Below are 17,866 nucleotides of genomic sequence, written 5' to 3'. Positions count from 1 at the left end.
CGAGCCTCCCGCTCGCTTGTAACGCGGGGTCAGCAACCCTTCCGACCCGTTGCAACGGGTCGGAAGGGTCAGTAACTCCGCGTTACAAGCGGGCGGCGTGGGCGAGGCTCAGCCGACGCGGGCGTCGGGGGCGTAGACGGCGGCGCTGATGAGCTTGGCGGCGCCGATGACGCCGCCCTCGGGGCCGAGCTCGCTGTGGACGATCGGCAGGCTGCCGGTGGCGAGCGGGAGCGAACGGCGGTAGGTCACGCCGCGGATCTCGGCGAGCAGGGAATGGCCGAGGGCGGTCACGCCGCCGCCGATCACGATCAGGCCGGGGTTGAAGAACGACACCAGGCTCGCGAGCACCTGACCGACCCGGCGCCCGCTGTCGCGGATCAGCTGGACGGCGACCGCATCGCCCTGACCGACGGCCGCGCCGACGTCGGCCGCGGTGAGCTCGCCGCGCTCGGCGAGCAGCCGGGCGAGCACCTCCGAGCGACCCGCGACGGCCGCGGCCGTCGCCTCCCGCGCGATGGCCGCTCCCCCGGCGAACGCCTCGAGGCAGCCGGTGTTGCCGCACGCGCAGGTCGGGCCGAAGTCGTCGACGCGGATGTGCCCGATGTCGCCCGCGCAGCCGTCGACGCCGCGGTAGAGCTCGCCGTCGACGACGATGCCGCACCCGATGCCGGTGCCGATCTTGACGTAGAGGAAGTCGCGGGCCGAGCGCGCGACGCCGGCGTGCTGCTCACCGACCGCCATCACGTTGACGTCGTTGTCGAGCACGACCGGGCAGCCGAGCTCGCGCGAGACCGCGTCGCGCACCGGGTAGCCGTCCCAGCCGGGCATGATCGGCGGCGACACCGAGACCCCGCGGTCGAAGTCGACCGGGCCCGGGACGCCGATGCCGGCGCCGGCGAGCCGTACGACGCCCGCCTCGGCCACCACCTCGCGCAGCAGCTCGAGCGCGAGCGCCAGCACCTTCTCCGGACCGCTGCGGATGTCGCAGTCGCGGTGGCGGACCAGCAGCGTGGTCAGCCGCCCGTCGGTGACCCCGGCCGACAAGCCGGTGGCGCCGATCGAGATGCCCGCGAAGCGGATGTCGGGGGCGAGGTCCACCAGGGTCGAACGCCGCCCGCCGCGCGAGGCCGCCGGCCCCGCCTCCACCGCGAGGTCGAGCTGACCGAGGCGCGCGACCTCGGCGCCGATCGTCGTGCGCGAGACCTGCAGCCGGTCGGCGAGCTGTGCCTTGGACAACGGCCCGTCGTCCCGCAGCCGGGCGAGCAGGCGGGCCTGCAGCTGGGTCTCGGCCCGGCCGGCGAGGGAGTGCCGCACGGCGCCCATCCTCACACGCGGTCCCGTGGCCGCCCTCAGATCGTCTCGAACCGGATCCCGGCGGCGACCAGCCGCGCGGTCAGGGCGCGCCCCATCGCCTGCGCGGTGGTGACCGACCCCGCGGTGGTCGGGTTGTCGTCGAGCAGCAGGCACAGCGCCGACTCGGCGAGCATCACCGCGGTCTCGGTGTAGCCCGGGTCCCCTCCGGAGACCCGTGTGTGCACGGTGCGGCCGTCGCCCTCGCCGACGAAGTCGACGGTGAACCACGTCTTCTCGCGCCGCGCCTCGTCCGGACCGTCGCCGGGCTGGACCCGGCCGAGCAGGAAGTTGCGCACCGGCCTCACCTGCGCGGCGAGCGCCAGTCCGCCCGCACCCAGCGCGCCGCCGACGGCGTAGTGCAGCGTCTTGGTGCCGGCGTAGTGGGAGTACGTGAACCGCGGTCCGTACGCCGGCAGCGCGGCGCCGCTGCGGGCCACCACGAACGGGTCGATCGTCGGCAGCGGCACCAGCCAGTAGCCGAGCACCGGGTCGCGGTGCGGCTTGCCGGCCACGGCGCGCGACGAGCGCCCGGTCGGCCGGGACTCGACGGCACGCCGGGCCTTCGACGCCTCGCGCATCTGCCCGGCGCGGGCGAAGGCGTTGAGCGCGGAGTGGAAGGTGCCGCCGGAGAAGGTGCCGTTGCTGCGCACGACGCCGCGCACCGCGACCGGGCCCTTCGCGGCGAGCTGCTGCACGGTGTAGAGGACGCCGAGGTCGTGCGGGATCGAGTCGAAGCCGCAGGCGTGCACGATCCGGGCGCCAGAGGCGACGGCGGTCTCGTGGTGCGCGACGTACATCCGGTCGACGAACTCCGGCTCGCCGGTGAGGTCGACGTAGTCGGTGCCGGCGGCCGCGCACGCCGCGACCAGCGCCTCGCCGTACTGCACGTAGGGCCCGACGGTGGTCGCGACCACCCGCGTACGCCTGGCGAGGGCGTCGAGCGAGGCGCGGTCGCCGCTGTCGGCCTCGACCAGCTCGAGGTCGGCGAGACCCGGCTCGATGCGGGTGAGCCGCTCGCGGACCTGCTCGAGCTTGGCACGGTTGCGACCGGCGATCGCCCAGCGCAGCCCGGCGGGCGCGGAGCGGGCGAGGTGCTCCGCGGTGAGGCCGCCGGTGAAGCCGGTGGCGCCGAGCAGGACGAGGTCGAGGTCGCGTTCGTCGGAGGACGGCATGGGGCGAGCCTCGCACCCGGGTCAAGAGCTCTCCAGCGGACGTAACCTGGATCGCATGTGCCGCAACATCCGCCAGCTCCACAACTTCGAGCCGCCGGCCACCGAGGACGAGGTGACGGCGGCGGCGCTGCAGTTCGTGCGCAAGGTCAGCGGGTCCACGAAGCCCTCGCAGGCCAACCAGGCGGCGTTCGACCACGCGGTGCACGAGATCGCCCACATCACCCGCCACCTGCTCGACGAGCTCGTCACGAGCGCCCCGCCCAAGGACCGCGAGGTCGAGGCGGCCAAGGCCCGCGAGCGCGCCGCGGTGCGGTACGCCCGGTGACGACGCGGTGACGACCCGATGACGTTGGCCCCCTCCCCCGTCGGGCTCCACGAGGCGCTCGAGCTGCTCGCGACGCGCGACCTGGTGGTGCTGACCGGAGCCGGCTGCTCCACCGACTCCGGCATTCCCGACTACCGCGGTCCGGGCAGGCCGCCCCGCGCGCCGATGACCTACCAGGAGTTCGTCTCGGGCCCCGCCGCCCAGCGCCGCTACTGGGCTCGCAGCCACCTCGGCTGGGGCCGGATGCGCGGCGCCGAGCCCAACGCCGGGCACCGCGCCCTCGCCACCCTCGACCCCGAGCTGCTCATCACCCAGAACGTCGACGGCCTGCACGAGCGCGCCGGCTCACGACGCCTGGTCGCGCTGCACGGTCGGATCGCCGAGGTCGTCTGCCTGGCCTGCCGCGACGTCACGACGCGGGCCTCGCTGCACGAGCGCCTCGCCGTGCTCAACCCCGGCTTCGAGCAGCGCCACGCCGAGGTCGAGACCCGCCCCGACGGCGACGTCGACCTCGACGACACCGACGACTTCGTCCTCGCTGCCTGCGTCCGCTGCGGCGGCGTGCTCAAGCCGCACGTCGTCTTCTTCGGCGAGAACGTCCCCGCCGACCGGGTCGAGCGCTGCTACGCCGCCGTCGACGCGCTCGCCGACTCCGGCGGTGCACTCCTCGTCGCCGGGTCGAGCCTGACCGTGATGAGCGGCCTCCGCTTCGTGCGACGCGCCGCCAAGGCCGGCACCCCCGTCGTCATCGTCAACCGCGGCGCCACCCGCGGCGACGACCTCGCCACCCACCGCCTCCACGCCGGCACCTCGGAGTTCCTCGTCCAGCTGGCCGCCGTGCGCGCCTGATGCCCATCGCTGGTTGAGGAGGTCGCGCTAGCGACCGTCTCGAAACCACCCATCGCGCACACGTGGTTTCGAGACGGGACTTCGTCCCTCCTCAACCACCGAGCCTCAGAGGCGACGCACGAAGATGTGCTCGGCGGCCTCGGGGACGATCTCGGCGGTCTCGCCGCCGGAGCCGACGAGGACACCCTCGGGGGTGGCGACGACGGTGACGGTCTTGTCGGGGGTGGCGCCGACGCGGCGCAGGGCGCTCATCAGCAGCTCGTCCTTCTGCATCTCCTCGGAGATGCGACGCACGAGCACGCGCGCCTCCTCCTCGCTCGCGGCCTTCTGCAGCGACTCGACGCCGCTCATGAACTCCTCGACGACCTGGGTCTGGCCGAGCTCGTCGAGCCCCGGGATCGGGTTGCCGTACGGCGACTCGGTGGGGTGGTCGAGCAGGTCGAGGAGCCGGCGCTCCACGGTCTCGGAGATGACGTGCTCCCAGCGGCAGGCCTCCTCGTGCACGAGCTCCCAGTCGAGGCCGATGACGTCGGTGAGCAGACGCTCGGCGAGGCGGTGCTTGCGCATCACGCGGGTGGCGAGCTGCATGCCCTCGTCGGTGAGCTGGAGGTGGCGGTCGCCCTCGACGGTGAGCAGGCCGTCGCGCTCCATCCGGGCGACGGTCTGCGACACCGTGGGGCCGCTCTGGTGCAGGCGCTCGGCGATCCGGGCCCGCAGCGGCACGATGCCCTCCTCGACCAGCTCGTAGATGGTCCGCAGGTACATCTCCGTGGTGTCGATCAGGTCGCTCACCGAGCCATTGTGTCTCATCGCGGGGTACCGCTGCGCAGACCGCCGTCGCCGTGGAGAGGACCAGCCGTGGGCGCGAGTGTGATGTGGTTCCGGCGCGACCTGCGCCTCTCGGACAACCCGGCGCTGCGCCAGGCCCTCGACGAGGGCGAGGTGCTGCCGCTCTTCGTGCTGGACCCCGTGCTGTGGGGCCCCGCCGGACCGTCGCGCCGCGCGTACCTCGCGGCCTCCCTGCGCGACCTCGACGCCCAGCTCGGCGACCTCGGCGCGGCGCTGCAGGTGGTGCGCGGCAAGCCGGTCAACCGGGTCGTCCAGGCGGCGAAGGCCGTCGGCGCCGAGCGCGTCCACGTCGCGGCCGACTACGGCCCCTACGGCCACCAGCGCGACCTCGACGTGGAGGAGGCGCTCGGCGGCGCGGACATCGAGCTCGTCCGCACCGGCTCGCCGTACGCCGTCGCCCCGGACCGGATCAAGAACGGCAGCGGCAAGCCCTACAAGGTCTACACGCCGTTCAGCCGGGCGTGGTTCGACCACGGTTGGCGCGACCCCGTCGACGCCCCGACGAAGGCCGCGACGAAGGGCTCGTGGCTCACCCTCGACGACGGCACCACCGACATCCCCGACCCGCGGCTGCCGGCCGGCCTCGACCTGCCGGAGGCCGGGGAGGCGGCGGCCCGGCGGACGCTGGAGGAGTTCCTCGACAAGGTCGAGGACTACGACCGCGACCGCAACCTGCCCGGCGTCCAGGGCACCTCGCGGATCTCGGTGCACCTGAAGTACGGCGAGCTCCATCCGCGCACCGTCCTGAAGGCGGTGTCGGGCAAGCGCTCCAAGGGCGCCGAGACCTACCGCAAGGAGATCGCCTGGCGCGACTTCTACGCCGACGTCCTCTTCCAGCGTCCCGACTCCGCGCGGGAGTACTACCAGCCCGACTTCGCGAAGATGGACTACGACGACCCGGGCGAGGCGTTCGAGGCGTGGCAGGAGGGCCGCACCGGCTTCCCCATCGTCGACGCCGGGATGCGCCAGCTGCGGGCGACCGGCTGGATGCACAACCGGCTGCGGATGATCACCGCGAGCTTCCTGGTCAAGGACCTCCACGTCGAGTGGCAGCACGGCGCGCGGCACTTCCTGCACTGGCTGGTCGACGGCGACCTGGCCTCCAACAACCACGGCTGGCAGTGGACCGCGGGCTCCGGCACCGACGCCTCGCCGTTCTTCCGCGTCTTCAACCCGACCGGGCAGGGCCGCAAGTTCGACAAGGACGGGGAGTACGTCCGCACCTGGGTCGAGGAGCTGTCCGACCCCGACCAGGTGCCCGACCCCCACGAGCCGAGCGACGAGGTGCGCGAAGCGGTGGGCTACCCCGCGATGATCGTCGACCACGCCGAGGAGCGACGGGAGGCGCTCGACCGCTACGAGAGGATCAAGAAGTGACCCCCTCGACCCTGGTCGTCCCCTCCCGCTTCTGCGGTCCGCCGCGCTCCGGCAACGGCGGCTGGTCGGCCGGCGCGCTCGCCGACCTCGCGCCCTGGAGCACCGTCACCGTCCGTCTCTCCGCCCCGCCCCCGCTCGACGTCGCGATGGACGTCGCGATGACGGTGGCCGAGGCGGGCGGCGCACTCGTCGCGTCTTACGCCGGACCGGAGGGCGAGCCGATCGAGGTGCTCCGCGCCACCGAGACCGACCACGAGCCGGCTCCCGTCGAGCCGGTGAGCCTCGACGTCGCCACCGAGGCAGCGGCGCGCTACCCCGGGCTCACCGAGCACCCGTTCCCCACCTGCGTGGTCTGCGGCACCGGCCGCGAGCCCGGCGACGGGCTGCGCGTCTTCGCCGGCCCGGTCGTGCCGGGCGAGGCCGGTCGCTCGGCCGCGGTCTGGACACCGACCGAGCCCGGCACCACCGCGCTCGCCTGGGCGGCGATGGACTGCCCGGGCGCCTGGGCCGCCGACATCGGCGAGCGGCTGATGGTGCTCGGCACCATGACGGCCCGCGTCGACCGGCTCCCGGTCGAGGGCGAGCCCCACGTCGTCGTCGGCGAGGCCCGGGGCCGCCACGGCCGGCGCACCTCGACCGCCACCTCGCTCCTCACGGCCGACGGCGAGCTCCTCGGCACCGCCGAGCAGGTCTGGATCGACGTCCCCGCCTCCGCGTTCGCCTGAGGGGTGTCGGAATCCCAGCATCTGCTGGGATCACCGACGTTCTGGGGTGTTGCAACACCCCAGAACGTTGGCAGTACCAGCAGATGCTGGGATTCCGCCGCTCACGCCGGCCTCTCGTAGGCTGGACCGCATGCCGGATTTGAACGATCCAAAGAACGACGTCTGGTGGCGGCACGCGGTGACCTACCAGGTCTACGTCCGCTCCTTCGCCGACAGCGACGGTGACGGCGTCGGCGACCTGCCGGGCATCACGGCCAGGCTGCCCTACCTGCGCGACCTGGGCGTCGACGCGGTCTGGCTGACGCCGTTCTACACCTCACCGCAGCACGACCACGGCTACGACGTCGCGGACTACGAGGACGTCGACCCGCTCTTCGGCAGCCTCGCCGACGCGGACAGGCTCATCGCGACGGCCCACGACCTCGGGCTCAAGATCATCGTCGATCTCGTGCCCAACCACAGCTCGGACGAGCACGTGTGGTTCCAGGCCGCGCTCGCCGCCGGTCCGGGCAGCCCGGAGCGGGCGCGCTACCTGTTCCGCGAGGGCAAGGGCGGGCACGGCGAGGAGCCGCCCAACAACTGGCAGTCGGTCTTCGGCGGTCCCGCGTGGACCCGCGTCGAGGACGGGCAGTGGTACCTCCACCTCTTCGACTCCACCCAGCCCGACTTCGACTGGCGCAACCCCGAGGTCGGCGACATGTTCGAGGGCGTCCTGCGCTTCTGGCTCGACCGCGGCGTCGACGGGTTCCGGGTCGACGTCGCGCACGGCCTGCTCAAGGAGGAGAGCCTGCGCGACCAGGTCGTCGAGGCCGGCGAGCGGCTCGGCTCCGGCGTCGACACCAGCGGCCAGGCCCAGGCGGACAACCAGCACTCGATGGTCGAGCGCACCCTGCGCGACGAGCCGATGTGGGACCAGCCCGAGGTGCACGACGTCTACCGCCGCTGGCACGGCGTGCTCGCGGAGTACGCCGGCGACCGGATGACGGTCGCCGAGGCGTGGACCCAGACGCCGGAGTCGATGGCGCGCTTCGTGCGGCCCGACGAGATGAGCCAGGCCTTCAACTTCGCCTGGCTGCTCGCCCCGTGGTCGGCGCCGGCGTTCGCCGAGGTCGTCACCAGCACGCTCGAGCAGCTGAGCGAGGTCGACGCCTCGCCGACCTGGGTGCTCAGCAACCACGACGTGATCCGCCACGCCACGCGCTACGGCGGGGGCGAGCTCGGTCTGCGCCGCGCCCGGGCCGCGACGCTCGCGATGCTGGCCCTGCCCGGGTCGGCCTACCTCTACCAGGGCGAGGAGCTCGGCCTCGAGAACGCCGACGTGCCGCCCGAGCAGCGCCAGGACCCGGCGTGGTTCCGCACCGGCACCGAGTGGCGCGACGGCTGCCGGGTGCCGATGCCGTGGTCGGGCGAGGAGCCGCCGTTCGGCTTCGGCCCGGGCGCGGGACAGCCGTGGCTGCCGCAGCCGGCCGCCTGGGCGGGGCTGACCGTCGCCGCCGAGGAGGGCGTCGAGGGCTCGACGCTGGAGTTCTACCGCGCCGCGCTGGCCGCCCGCCGCGCCCACGCCCTGCCCGCCCCGGAGACCGTCGAACTGCTCGACGCCGGTGACGACGTGCTGGCGTTCACCCGCGGCGACCTCACCGTCGTGCTGAACGCAGGTCAGGACGCCGTCGAGCTCCCCGCCGGCGACGTGGTCGTCGCGAGCGAGGAGCTCGAGGGCCGGCTGCTGCCGGCGGACGCTGCGGTGTGGCTGCGGGCCTGAGGCTCAGGGCTGGGCGTTGAGCGTCTCGTTGTAGCGCTGCAGCGAGGCGGCGAACGACGAGAGGTCCTCGGCGGTCCAGTCGCCGAGGCGCTCGTCTAGCCACTTGCGGCGGTGCTCGGCCACGTCGGCGAGGCGGCGCCGGGCCTCGTCGCTCGCGGCGACGAGGCTGGCGCGGCCGTCGTCGGGGTCGGGCGTGCGCTCGACCAGGCCGAGCTCACCGAGGTGCTGCAGCTGCCGGCTGATCGCACCCTTGTCGATGGCGAAGCTCTCGACCATCGAGGAGGCCCGCACCGGCCCCTCGTCAGCCAGCCACGCCAGCATGAGGTACGACGCCGGCTGCAGGTCCTCGTGCACGGCCCGGGCGCGCTCGCCGATGACCCGCTTGATGCGGCGGATCAGGACGGCGACCTCGCGCTCGAGCACGCGCAGGGAGTCGGCGCGGTCGTTCACCGGGAGCTCGCAGTGGTGGCCACGCCCTCATCCTGAGGGGTGCCGGCGTGCTTGCCACCTTCGGCGACGTGGGCGCCGGTGACCTCGACGACCGGGCGGCCGACGTGCGCACCGTGCTCGGCGCTGTCCTGGACCGAGCCGTTCGTGCCCGCAGCGGTCTCGGAGTCCGCCTCGGCCGCGGCGCCGCCGGCGACCGCCTGCGGCTCGGTGTCGATGGTGGTGCGCAGCGGCACCTCGCGGATGAAGAGGATGCAGACGAAGGCGAGCAGGGCGAACGGCGCCGCGACCAGGAACAGGTGACCGGTGGCCGAGCCGAACGACGTCTCGTAGAGCTCGCGCACCGGCGCGGGCAGCGAGGACAGGTCGGGGATGGAGCCGGTCGAGTGGCCGGCGTCGACACCCATCGCGGCGAGGCCGTCGCTGACCTTCTGCGCCACCTGGTGACTCAGCAGCGCGCCCAGGGCGGAGACGCCGATCGAGCCGCCGAGCGAGCGGAAGAACGCGACCACCGAGGAGGCCGCGCCCATGTCGGCCTGGGCGGTGTTGTTCTGCACGGCGAGCACGAGGTTCTGCATCGTGGCGCCCAGCCCGAGGCCGAGGATCGCCATGAACGCACCGACCTCGACGAGCGGGGTCTCGGCGTCGATGGTGCCGAGCAAGCCCAGCCCGACGACGACGAGCACCATGCCGCCGACCAGGTAGCGCTTCCACAGACCGGTGTTGCTGATGATGCGACCGGTCACGATGCTCGAGACCAGCAGACCGCCCACCATGGAGACCGACATCAGGCCGGCCTCGGTCGGGGTCATGCCGCGGGCGTTCTGGAAGTACTCGCTGAGGTAGACGGTCGCACCGAACATCGAGACGCCGATGAGGATCGAGGCCGCCGTGGCCAGCGAGGTGGTGCGGTCCTTGAACAGGCGCAGCGGGATGATCGGGTCCTTGGCGACCCGCGCCTCGACGTACAGCGCGGCGGCGATGACGAGGACGCCGGCGGCGACCATGACCGCGGTGGTGGCGGAGAGCCAGTCGAACTGGTTGCCGGCGAGCGAGACCCAGATCAGCAGGATGCTCACGCCGCCGATGATGAGGGTGGCGCCGAGGTAGTCGATGTCGACGTGGCGCTTGACCACGGGCAGGTGCAGCTTGAACTGCAGCACGACGAACGCCGCGACGGCGATCGGCAGACCGACGAAGAAGGTGCCGCGCCAGCCCAGCGGCGAGTCCACGATGACGCCGCCGATGAGCGGGCCCGAGACGGTCGCGAGGGCGAAGACGGCACCGATGTAGCCGGAGTAGCGGCCGCGCTCACGCGGGCTGACCATGCTCGCGATGACGACCTGGACGAGCGCGGTGAGACCGCCGACCCCGAGCCCCTGGACCACACGGGCCCCGATCAGGACCTCCATGCTCGGCGCGAGCGCGGCGATCAGGGATCCGATCGTGTAGATCACGAGCGCCGTCTGCACCAGCAGCTTCTTGCTGAACAGGTCGGCGAGCTTGCCCCAGATCGGCGTCGTCGCCGTCATCGCGAGCAGCGTCGCCACGACGACCCAGGTGTAGCCGGTCTGGCTGCCCTCCAGGTCGGAGACGATGCGCGGCAGCGCGTTGGTCACGACGGTGCTGGAGAGCATCGCGACGAACATCGCGAGCAGCAGGCCCGAGAGGGCCTCCAGGATCTCGCGGTGCGTCATCTCGCCGGAGGCCTCGACGGGCGCCTCGTCCTGCGTCGCGAGGTCCGGCTCGGTGCGAGCTGGTGGGTTGCTGGTCTGGGTCACGTCGAACACGTCCTTGCTCGTGGTGCGGGAAGCTACAACCAGTCAAAGGTTGTCGGGATCAACTTTGTTCCCGGTTGGTTGCCTGAGACAACAGTTCCCTGGTGAGAGGCGTGTCACGCCTCGCTGCGCGACCCGAATTGCGAACGGCCCGGAACGGGAACGACCCGCAGGCGTGGCCCCTGTGGAGGGACCGGACCGGGGGACGTGCCCGGTGCGCCTGCGGGTCGGGTGACTGCGGTGGATTGCCAGCAGCCCGGGAGGATCGCCCCCTCCCGTCATGCTGGGCTACTAGCGAGCAGCCACCTCACGCGTCCTGGAAGAAAACATTCTTCGGACCACCTCCTTTCCCGTGTACGACGAGCGTAGGTCGGCCCCGCGGGGGTCACAACACATTTCCGGGTGAGGGCGAGTGGTTTCGAGACGGCGCTGGCGCGCCTCCTCAACCACCGGCAGCGGCACCGGCACCGGTGGTTGAGGAAGGACGAAGTCCTGTCTCGGAACCACCCTCACTCCACAGCACCGCCGAACTGCGAGCGGTGCAGTCGCGCGTACGCCCCGTCGGCCGCGACGAGCGCGGCGTGGTCGCCCTGCTCGACGATCCGCCCGGCCTCCATCACCAGGATGAGGTCGGCATCGCGGATGGTGGACAGCCGGTGGGCGATGACGAACGACGTCCGGTCGGTGCGCAGCGCCGCCATCGCCTGCTGCAGGAGCAGCTCGGTGCGGGTGTCGACGGAGCTGGTGGCCTCGTCGAGGATCAGCAGCGACGGGTCGGCGAGGAACGCCCGCGCGATGGTGATCAGCTGACGCTCGCCGGCCGACAGGTTGGCGCCGTCCTCCTCGACGACGGTGTCGTAGCCCTCGGGCAGCGAGCGCACGAACCGGTCGACGAACGTCGCCCGAGCGGCCTCGAGCAGCTCCTCGTCGGTCGCGTCGGGGCGGCCGTAGCGGATGTTGTCGCGGATCGTGCCCTGGAAGAGCCAGGTGTCCTGCAGCACCATCCCGATCCGGCCGCGCAGGTCGGCGCGCGACAGCGCGGTGATGTCGGTGCCGTCCAGGGTGATCCGGCCGCCGTCGAGCTCGTAGAAGCGCATCACGAGGTTGACCAGCGTGGTCTTGCCCGCACCGGTCGGTCCCACGATCGCCACCGTCTGGCCGGGTCGCGCGACCAGCGACAGGTCGGTGATCAGCGGCTCGTCGGGGTCGTAGGAGAACGCGACGTGCTCGAAGCGGACCTCGCCGCGGCCCTCCTCGCGCCACCCGGCGGGCGGCGGCGTGGTCACCGACGGCACCTGCTCCTCGGCGTCGAGAAGCTCGAAGACCCGCTCGGCCGAGGCGACGCCCGACTGCAGCAGGTTGGCCATCGAGGCGACCGTGGTGAGCGGCTGGGTGAACTGGCGGGAGTACTGCGCGAAGGCCTGGACCTCGCCGAGGGTCAGCGAGCCGTGGGCGACGCGGATGCCACCGACGACCGCGATGACGACGTAGTTGAGGTTCCCGATGAACATCATCGTCGGCATGATCAGTCCGCTCACGAACTGGGCGCGGAACGACGCCAGGTAGAGCCCGTCGTTCTCCTCCGCGAAGGTGCGCTCCACCTCGGCACGGCGGCCGAAGACGTTGACCAGCGAGTGGCCCGAGAAGGTCTCCTCGATGTGGGCGTTGAGCCGGCCCGTGCGCCGCCACTGGGCGACGAACTGGCCCTGCGAGCGCTTCATGATCGCCTGGGTCAGCAGCATCGCGAGCGGCACCGAGACCAGCGCGATCAGCGCCAGCAGCGGCGAGATCGACACCATCATCGCCAGCACCGCGACGACCGTGAGCACGGAGGTGAGCAGCTGGCTCATCGTCTGCTGCAGGCTCTGGCTGACGTTGTCGATGTCGTTGGTGACCCGGCTCATCAGCTCACCGCGCGGCTGGCGGTCGAAGTACTCCAGCGGCAGGGCGTTGAGCTTGTCCTCGACCTCGGCGCGCATCCGGCGCACCGTGCCCTGCACGACGTCGTTGAGCAGGTAGCCCTGCAGCCAGCTCAGCACCGAGCCCGCGACGTACACCCCGAGCACTTGGAGCAGCACCGTGCGCACCGCGTCGAAGTCGACCGGCCGACGGGCCAGGAAGGCGTCGAAGACCAGGTCGGTGGCGTGGCCGAGCAGGCGGGGCCCGTAGGCCAGCAGCACGACGCTGACGACGGCGAGCACCACCACGGCGATCGCGCGGTGGCGCTCGGGGCCCATCCGGCGCACCAGCCGCTTGGCGGACGGCCCGAAGCTCATCGCCTTCTGCGCGACCATGCCGCCGCCCATCGGGCCGCGCCCGGGTCCGCCCGGCCCGCCCTGGATGCGCTCGGTGGTGGCCAGGGTCTTGGGCGCCCCGGCCTTGCCCTGCGGTGGGGTCTGGGGCTGGGTGTCGGTGCTCATGCGGCCTCCTCGGCCAGCTGCTGCGAGGCGACGATCTCCTGGTACGTCGAGTCGTCGGCGAGCAGCTCCTCGTGGGTGCCGCGCGCGACGATCCGGCCGTCCTCGAGCACGAGGATCAGGTCGGCGTCACGGATGGTGGAGACCCGCTGGGCGACGACCACGACCGTGGCGTCACGGGTCTCGGGGCGCAGGGCGGCCCGCAGCCGCGCGTCGGTCGAGAGGTCGAGCGCCGAGAACGAGTCGTCGAAGAGGTAGATCTCCGGGCGGCGGATCAGCGCCCGCGCGATGGCGAGGCGCTGGCGCTGGCCACCGCTGACCGTCGTACCTCCCTGCGAGACGGGGGTGTCGAGGCCCTCGGGCATCTGCTCGACGAAGTCGCGGGCCTGGGCGACCTCGAGGGCGTGCCAGAGCTCGTCCTCGGTGGCGTCGGGCTTGCCGTGGAGCAGGTTGCTGCGCACCGTGCCGCTGAAGAGGAACGCCTTCTGGGGCACGAGACCGATGCGTGACCACAGCAGCTCGGGGTCGAGGTCGCGCACGTCGACGCCGTCGACCCGCACGGTGCCGGCGGTGGCGTCGAAGAGCCGCGGCACCAGGCCGACGAGGGTCGACTTGCCCGACCCGGTGGAGCCGATGATCGCGACCGTCTGGCCCGGGCGGGCGCCGAAGGAGACGTCGCTCAGCACCGGCGACTCGGCGCCCGGGTAGGTGAACGAGACCCCCTCGAGGTCGAGCTGCCCGCGGCCGGTGAGCGCGGCCGGGTCGGTGACGCCGTCGGTCGGCGGCACCACGCTCGAGCGGGTCGCGAGCACCTCGGTGATGCGGTCGGCGCACACCGCCGAGCGGGGCACCATCATCAGCATGAAGGTCCCCATCATCACGCTCATCAGGATCTGCATCAGGTAGGACAGGAACGCCGTGAGCGCACCGACCTGCATCTCGCCGTCGTTGACGCGGTGCCCGCCGTACCAGATGACGGCGACGCTGCTGACGTTCACGACGAGCATCACCAGCGGGAACATCGTGGCCAGCCACCGCCCGGCGCGCACCGACACCTCGGTGAGCCCGTCGTTGGCGCGCGCGAACCGCTCGGTCTCGTAGGGCTCGCGGACGAACGCGCGGACCACTCGGATGCCGCTGATCTGCTCGCGCAGGACCCGGTTGACCTCGTCGATGCGGGTCTGGACGAGCCGGAAGTTCGGCACCATCTGCGACACGACCAGCCCGACCGAGACGAAGAGCGCGGGCACGACGATGGCCAGCAGCCATGACAGGCCGAGGTCCTCGCGCATCGCCATGACGATGCCGCCGACCATCATGATCGGCACCGTCGCGCCGAGCGTGCAGGCCATCAGCGTCAGCATCTGCACCTGCTGCACGTCGTTGGTGCCGCGGGTGATCAGCGAGGGCGTGCCGAACTGGCCGATCTCGCGGTTGGAGAACGACCCGACCCGATGGAAGACCGCGGCCCGCAGGTCGCGACCGAACGACATCGCGGTGCGCGCCGAGCACGCCACCGCCGCGACCGAGCAGACGATCTGGGCAAGCGAGATCGCGAGCATCACCACGCCGAGGCGCACGATCTCGTCGGTGTCGCCGACCGCGACGCCGCGGTCGATGATGTCGGCGTTGAGGCTGGGGAGGTAGAGCATCGCCGCGGTGCTCACGAACTGGAGCGCCACGATCGCGACCAGCCAGGTGCGGTACGGCGCCAGGTGGGTGCGCAGCAATCTCAGCAGGTTCATCGTGCGTCCTCCTCGGTCGTGTCTGCGCGCGGCCCGGCCAGCGTGCCGACGAGCACGGTGTCGACGACCTGCTCGGGGGTGAGCAGCCGCCCGTCGGCGATGTGCCGGTGACTGCCCGCGAAGGTGAGCAGCCGCAGCAGGTGCACGAACTCGTCGACCGGCACCCGCAGCCGCGCCGCGTCGTCGCCGACGATCTCGGTGATCCGCTCGGCGAGCCAGGCCCGGAACCGGTCCGCCCCCTCGCTGTCGTGCAGGTGGTCGGGCGGGCGCACCATCCCGATGCGCTCCATCAGCCCGAACGTCGCCCGGAACCGCTGCTGCATCACCGACACGAGCCGCAGCAGCTTCTCGCGCAGCGGCAGCGCGGGGTCGATCTCCTCCAGCCGCGCCGCCAGGTCACCGGGCGCGAACGCCTTGGCGATCGCCGCCTCGACGAGCTCGTCCTTGGACTCCACGACCCGGAAGATCGTGCCCTCGGCGACCCCCGCCGCCTCCGCGATCTGCCGCGTCGTGATGCCCAGCCCGTGCTGGCGCAGCAGGTCCAGCGTCACGTGCACCAGCGCCTCGCGCCGCTCGTCCGGCGACATCGGCCGCGCCCGTCGCCGTGCCGGGCGCACCTGGGTGTCGTCTGTCGTGCTCACCCGTCCGAGGCTAGATGAGTGAGCACTCACTCACAACGTGGTTCCGCCGACCCGGCGTGAAGTGCTGCTGGATGCGCGCCGACCCGGCGCGAAGTGCTGCTCGGTGCGCGCCGACCCGGCGCGAAGTGCTGCCGGGTGGCTCAGCAGTTCACGCCGGCTCGACGCCCGCAGAGCGGCACTCTGCGCCGGGTCGGCGCCCGGGGAACAGCATGATGCGCCGGGTCGGCGCACGTCAGGGGGCGAGGCGCTCCGTGGTCCAGCCCGATCCCGCGTCGGCCTCGGCGCGCCTGTAGACGAGCCGGTCGTGCATCCGGCTGGGTCGGCCCTGCCAGAACTCCACCGCCTCGGGTCGTACGACGTACCCGCCCCACTCCTCGGGCGTCGGCACGTCGGCGCCCTCGAACCGCGCCTGCGCCTCGTCGTACGACGCCGCGAGGGCCTCACGGCCGGAGACGACGCTCGACTGGTGCGAGGCCCACGCCCCGAGCTGCGAGCCGCGCGGGCGCACCGCGAAGTAGTCGTCGACGGCTTCGCGCGGCAGCGGGGTCGCGGTGCCGTCGACGCGCACCTGGCGCTCGAGCGGGTGCCAGGGGAAGAGCAGTGAGACCGCCGGGTTGGCGGCGAGCTCGCGGCCCTTGCGCGAGGTGAGGTTGGTGTAGAAGACGAACCCGTCCGCGGAGACCCCCTTGAGGAGCACGATCCGCGACGACGGCACGCCCTCGGGGGTCGCGGTCGCGACGACCACGGCGTTGGGCTCGTGGATGCCGGCGGCCACCGCCTCGTCGTACCACCGCTCGAACATCGCGATCGGGTCGTCGAGCAGGTCCGCCTCGGCGAGCCCACCGCGGGAGTAGTCCTCCCGCGCCGCACGGAGCACCTCGGTCAGCGAGTCCTCAGCCACCCCTCGACCGTACCCACCACCGCCGGAGGGCCTGGTGCACAATGCCGAACATGACGGACGAGGGTGCTGCAACGGTCGAGGTCCACCACGGTCTGGAGGGTGTCGTCGCGTTCGAGACCCAGATCGCCGAGCCGGACAAGGAGGGGTCGGCGCTGCGCTACCGCGGCGTCGACATCGAGGACATCGTCGGCCGCGTGCCGTTCGAGAACGTCTGGGGCCTGCTCATCGACGGCGCCTACACCCCCGGCCTCTCCCCCGCCGAGCCCTACAACCTGCCCGTCCACACCGGCGACGTGCGCGTCGACGTGCAGGCCGCGGTCGCGATGCTCGCGCCGGCGTTCGGCTTCCGCCAGACCTACGACATCAGCGACGAGCAGGCCCGCGAGGACATCGGCCGGCTCGCCGTCATGGTGCTGTCGTACGCCGCGCAGTCGGCTCGCGGGCTGCACGCGCCCGTCGTGCCGCAGAAGACCGTCGACGAGGGCCGCACACTGGCCGAGAAGTTCCTGATCCGCTGGAAGGGCGAGGCCGACCCCAAGCACGCCCACGCGATCGACGCCTACTGGTCCTCGGCCGCCGAGCACGGCATGAACGCTTCGACCTTCACCGCCCGCGTCATCACCTCGACCGGCGCCGACGTCGCGGCGGCGTTCTCCGGTGCGATCGGCGCGATGAGCGGCCCGCTGCACGGCGGCGCCCCCGCCCGCGTGCTGACGATGATCGAGGAGGTCGAGAAGTCCGGCGACGCCGAGGCCTACGTCAAGGGCCTGCTCGACCAGGGCGAGCGGCTGATGGGCTTCGGTCACCGCGTCTACCGCGCCGAGGACCCCCGCGCCCGCGTGCTCCGCCGTACGGCGCGCGAGCTCGACGCCCCGCGCTACGAGGTCGCCGAGGCGCTCGAGAAGGCCGCGCTCGCCGAGCTGCGCGCCCGACGCCCCGACCGCGTGCTCGAGACCAATGTGGAGTTCTGGGCGGCCATCGTCCTCGACTACGCCGAGGTGCCCTCGACCATGTTCACCTCGATGTTCACCTGCGCCCGCACCGGCGGCTGGTCGGCCCACATCCTCGAGCAGAAGCGCACCGGCCGCCTGATCCGCCCCTCCGCCGTCTACACCGGTCCCGCCGCCCGCTCCGCCGACGAGGTCGAGGGCTGGGACGCGAGCTGGGCCGGCTGAGAGCTCGCCCGTCTCACCGAGAGTGGTTTCGAGACGGTCGCTAGCTGTGGTGTCCAGCCAGGTTGGTCAACCGGGTGATGGGTGGGACCTTGCCGATGGCTGTGTGGGGCCGGTGGTGGTTGTAGTGGTGGACCCATGCTGGCAGGGCGGCGAGGCGGGCGGTCTCGGAGGAGTAGAACTTCTTGAAGGCCCATCCCTCGGCGAGGGTGCGGTGGAAGCGTTCGATCTTGCCGTTGGTCTGGGGCCGGTAGGGGCGGGTGCGTTTGGGTGTGATGCCGAGCTCGGCGCACACCGCGCGCCAGTGGTGTGACTTGTAGGCCGAGCCGTTGTCGGACAGCACGCGTTCGACGGTG

At 72.3% G+C, this 17,866-nt stretch carries 16 protein-coding genes; 6 read left to right on the top strand and 10 right to left on the bottom strand.

Features of this window, described 5'->3' with window-relative positions; translation table 11 throughout:
- Positions 1–108: 108 nt before the first annotated feature.
- Positions 109–1,314, bottom strand: coding sequence for an ROK family transcriptional regulator (locus tag GRQ65_RS12115; protein WP_337191678.1), 1,206 nt, complete (start codon positions 1,312–1,314; stop codon positions 109–111).
- A 35-nt stretch (positions 1,315–1,349) separates the two neighbouring features.
- Entirely contained in the window at positions 1,350–2,525 is a 1,176-nt protein-coding gene (locus GRQ65_RS12110; protein WP_160878202.1) for a saccharopine dehydrogenase family protein, read from the bottom strand.
- A 55-nt stretch (positions 2,526–2,580) separates the two neighbouring features.
- Between GRQ65_RS12110 and GRQ65_RS12105 the strand changes: the two genes are divergently transcribed.
- Together GRQ65_RS12105 and GRQ65_RS12100 are read left to right on the top strand one after the other, a co-directional pair.
- Positions 2,581–2,850: a DUF2277 domain-containing protein gene (locus GRQ65_RS12105; RefSeq protein WP_160878201.1), complete on the top strand. Its 270-nt coding sequence runs from the start codon at positions 2,581–2,583 to the stop codon at positions 2,848–2,850.
- Between the two features lie 18 nt (positions 2,851–2,868).
- A complete protein-coding gene (locus tag GRQ65_RS12100; RefSeq protein WP_160878200.1) occupies positions 2,869–3,699 on the top strand; it encodes a Sir2 family NAD-dependent protein deacetylase in 831 nt (276 codons plus the stop codon).
- A gap of 105 nt (positions 3,700–3,804) precedes the next feature.
- Here the strand turns inward: GRQ65_RS12100 and GRQ65_RS12095 are convergent, their stop codons facing one another.
- Positions 3,805–4,491: an iron-dependent transcriptional repressor DtxR gene (locus GRQ65_RS12095; protein WP_160878199.1), complete on the bottom strand. Its 687-nt coding sequence runs from the start codon at positions 4,489–4,491 to the stop codon at positions 3,805–3,807.
- Positions 4,492–4,557: 66 nt separating this feature from the next.
- On the opposite strand from GRQ65_RS12095, the gene GRQ65_RS12090 reads away from it, so the two are divergent.
- From GRQ65_RS12090 to GRQ65_RS12080, 3 genes are all read left to right on the top strand, one after another.
- Positions 4,558–5,925, top strand: coding sequence for a cryptochrome/photolyase family protein (locus GRQ65_RS12090; RefSeq protein WP_337191677.1), 1,368 nt, complete (start codon positions 4,558–4,560; stop codon positions 5,923–5,925).
- A complete protein-coding gene (locus GRQ65_RS12085; protein ID WP_160878198.1) occupies positions 5,922–6,650 on the top strand; it encodes a hypothetical protein in 729 nt (242 codons plus the stop codon). Before GRQ65_RS12090 ends, GRQ65_RS12085 begins: the two co-directional genes overlap by 4 nt.
- A 130-nt stretch (positions 6,651–6,780) precedes the next feature.
- Complete coding sequence (locus GRQ65_RS12080; protein ID WP_160878197.1) at positions 6,781–8,409, top strand: glycoside hydrolase family 13 protein; 1,629 nt, start codon at positions 6,781–6,783, stop codon at positions 8,407–8,409.
- A gap of 3 nt (positions 8,410–8,412) precedes the next feature.
- Here the strand turns inward: GRQ65_RS12080 and GRQ65_RS12075 are convergent, their stop codons facing one another.
- From GRQ65_RS12075 to pdxH, 6 genes are all read right to left on the bottom strand, one after another.
- Positions 8,413–8,859: a MarR family transcriptional regulator gene (locus GRQ65_RS12075; protein ID WP_160878196.1), complete on the bottom strand. Its 447-nt coding sequence runs from the start codon at positions 8,857–8,859 to the stop codon at positions 8,413–8,415.
- Complete coding sequence (locus GRQ65_RS12070) at positions 8,856–10,637, bottom strand: MDR family MFS transporter (protein WP_337191676.1); 1,782 nt, start codon at positions 10,635–10,637, stop codon at positions 8,856–8,858. Before GRQ65_RS12070 ends, GRQ65_RS12075 begins: the two co-directional genes overlap by 4 nt.
- 506 nt (positions 10,638–11,143) lie before the next feature.
- Positions 11,144–13,054: an ABC transporter ATP-binding protein gene (locus GRQ65_RS12065; protein WP_439331860.1), complete on the bottom strand. Its 1,911-nt coding sequence runs from the start codon at positions 13,052–13,054 to the stop codon at positions 11,144–11,146.
- Positions 13,051–14,796: an ABC transporter ATP-binding protein gene (locus tag GRQ65_RS12060; protein ID WP_160878195.1), complete on the bottom strand. Its 1,746-nt coding sequence runs from the start codon at positions 14,794–14,796 to the stop codon at positions 13,051–13,053. The genes GRQ65_RS12065 and GRQ65_RS12060 overlap by 4 nt, the downstream gene beginning before the upstream one ends.
- A complete protein-coding gene (locus GRQ65_RS12055; RefSeq protein ID WP_202387973.1) occupies positions 14,793–15,437 on the bottom strand; it encodes a TetR family transcriptional regulator in 645 nt (214 codons plus the stop codon). Before GRQ65_RS12055 ends, GRQ65_RS12060 begins: the two co-directional genes overlap by 4 nt.
- 232 nt (positions 15,438–15,669) lie before the next feature.
- Positions 15,670–16,338, bottom strand: coding sequence for a pyridoxamine 5'-phosphate oxidase (pdxH, locus tag GRQ65_RS12050; protein WP_337191675.1), 669 nt, complete (start codon positions 16,336–16,338; stop codon positions 15,670–15,672).
- 50 nt (positions 16,339–16,388) lie between these two features.
- On the opposite strand from pdxH, the gene GRQ65_RS12045 reads away from it, so the two are divergent.
- Positions 16,389–17,513, top strand: a complete 1,125-nt coding sequence (locus tag GRQ65_RS12045; protein WP_160878194.1) for a citrate synthase 2 — start codon at positions 16,389–16,391, stop codon at positions 17,511–17,513.
- Positions 17,514–17,553: 40 nt separating this feature from the next.
- Here GRQ65_RS12045 and GRQ65_RS22775 read toward each other — a convergent pair.
- Positions 17,554–17,866 (bottom strand): integrase core domain-containing protein (locus GRQ65_RS22775; protein WP_237448138.1); only part of this gene is annotated, 313 nt, incomplete at its 5' end.

This window comes from Nocardioides flavescens, assembly GCF_009823805.1.
Classification (GTDB): domain Bacteria; phylum Actinomycetota; class Actinomycetes; order Propionibacteriales; family Nocardioidaceae; genus Nocardioides; species Nocardioides flavescens.
This window is presented reverse-complemented; position numbering and strand designations above follow the sequence as displayed.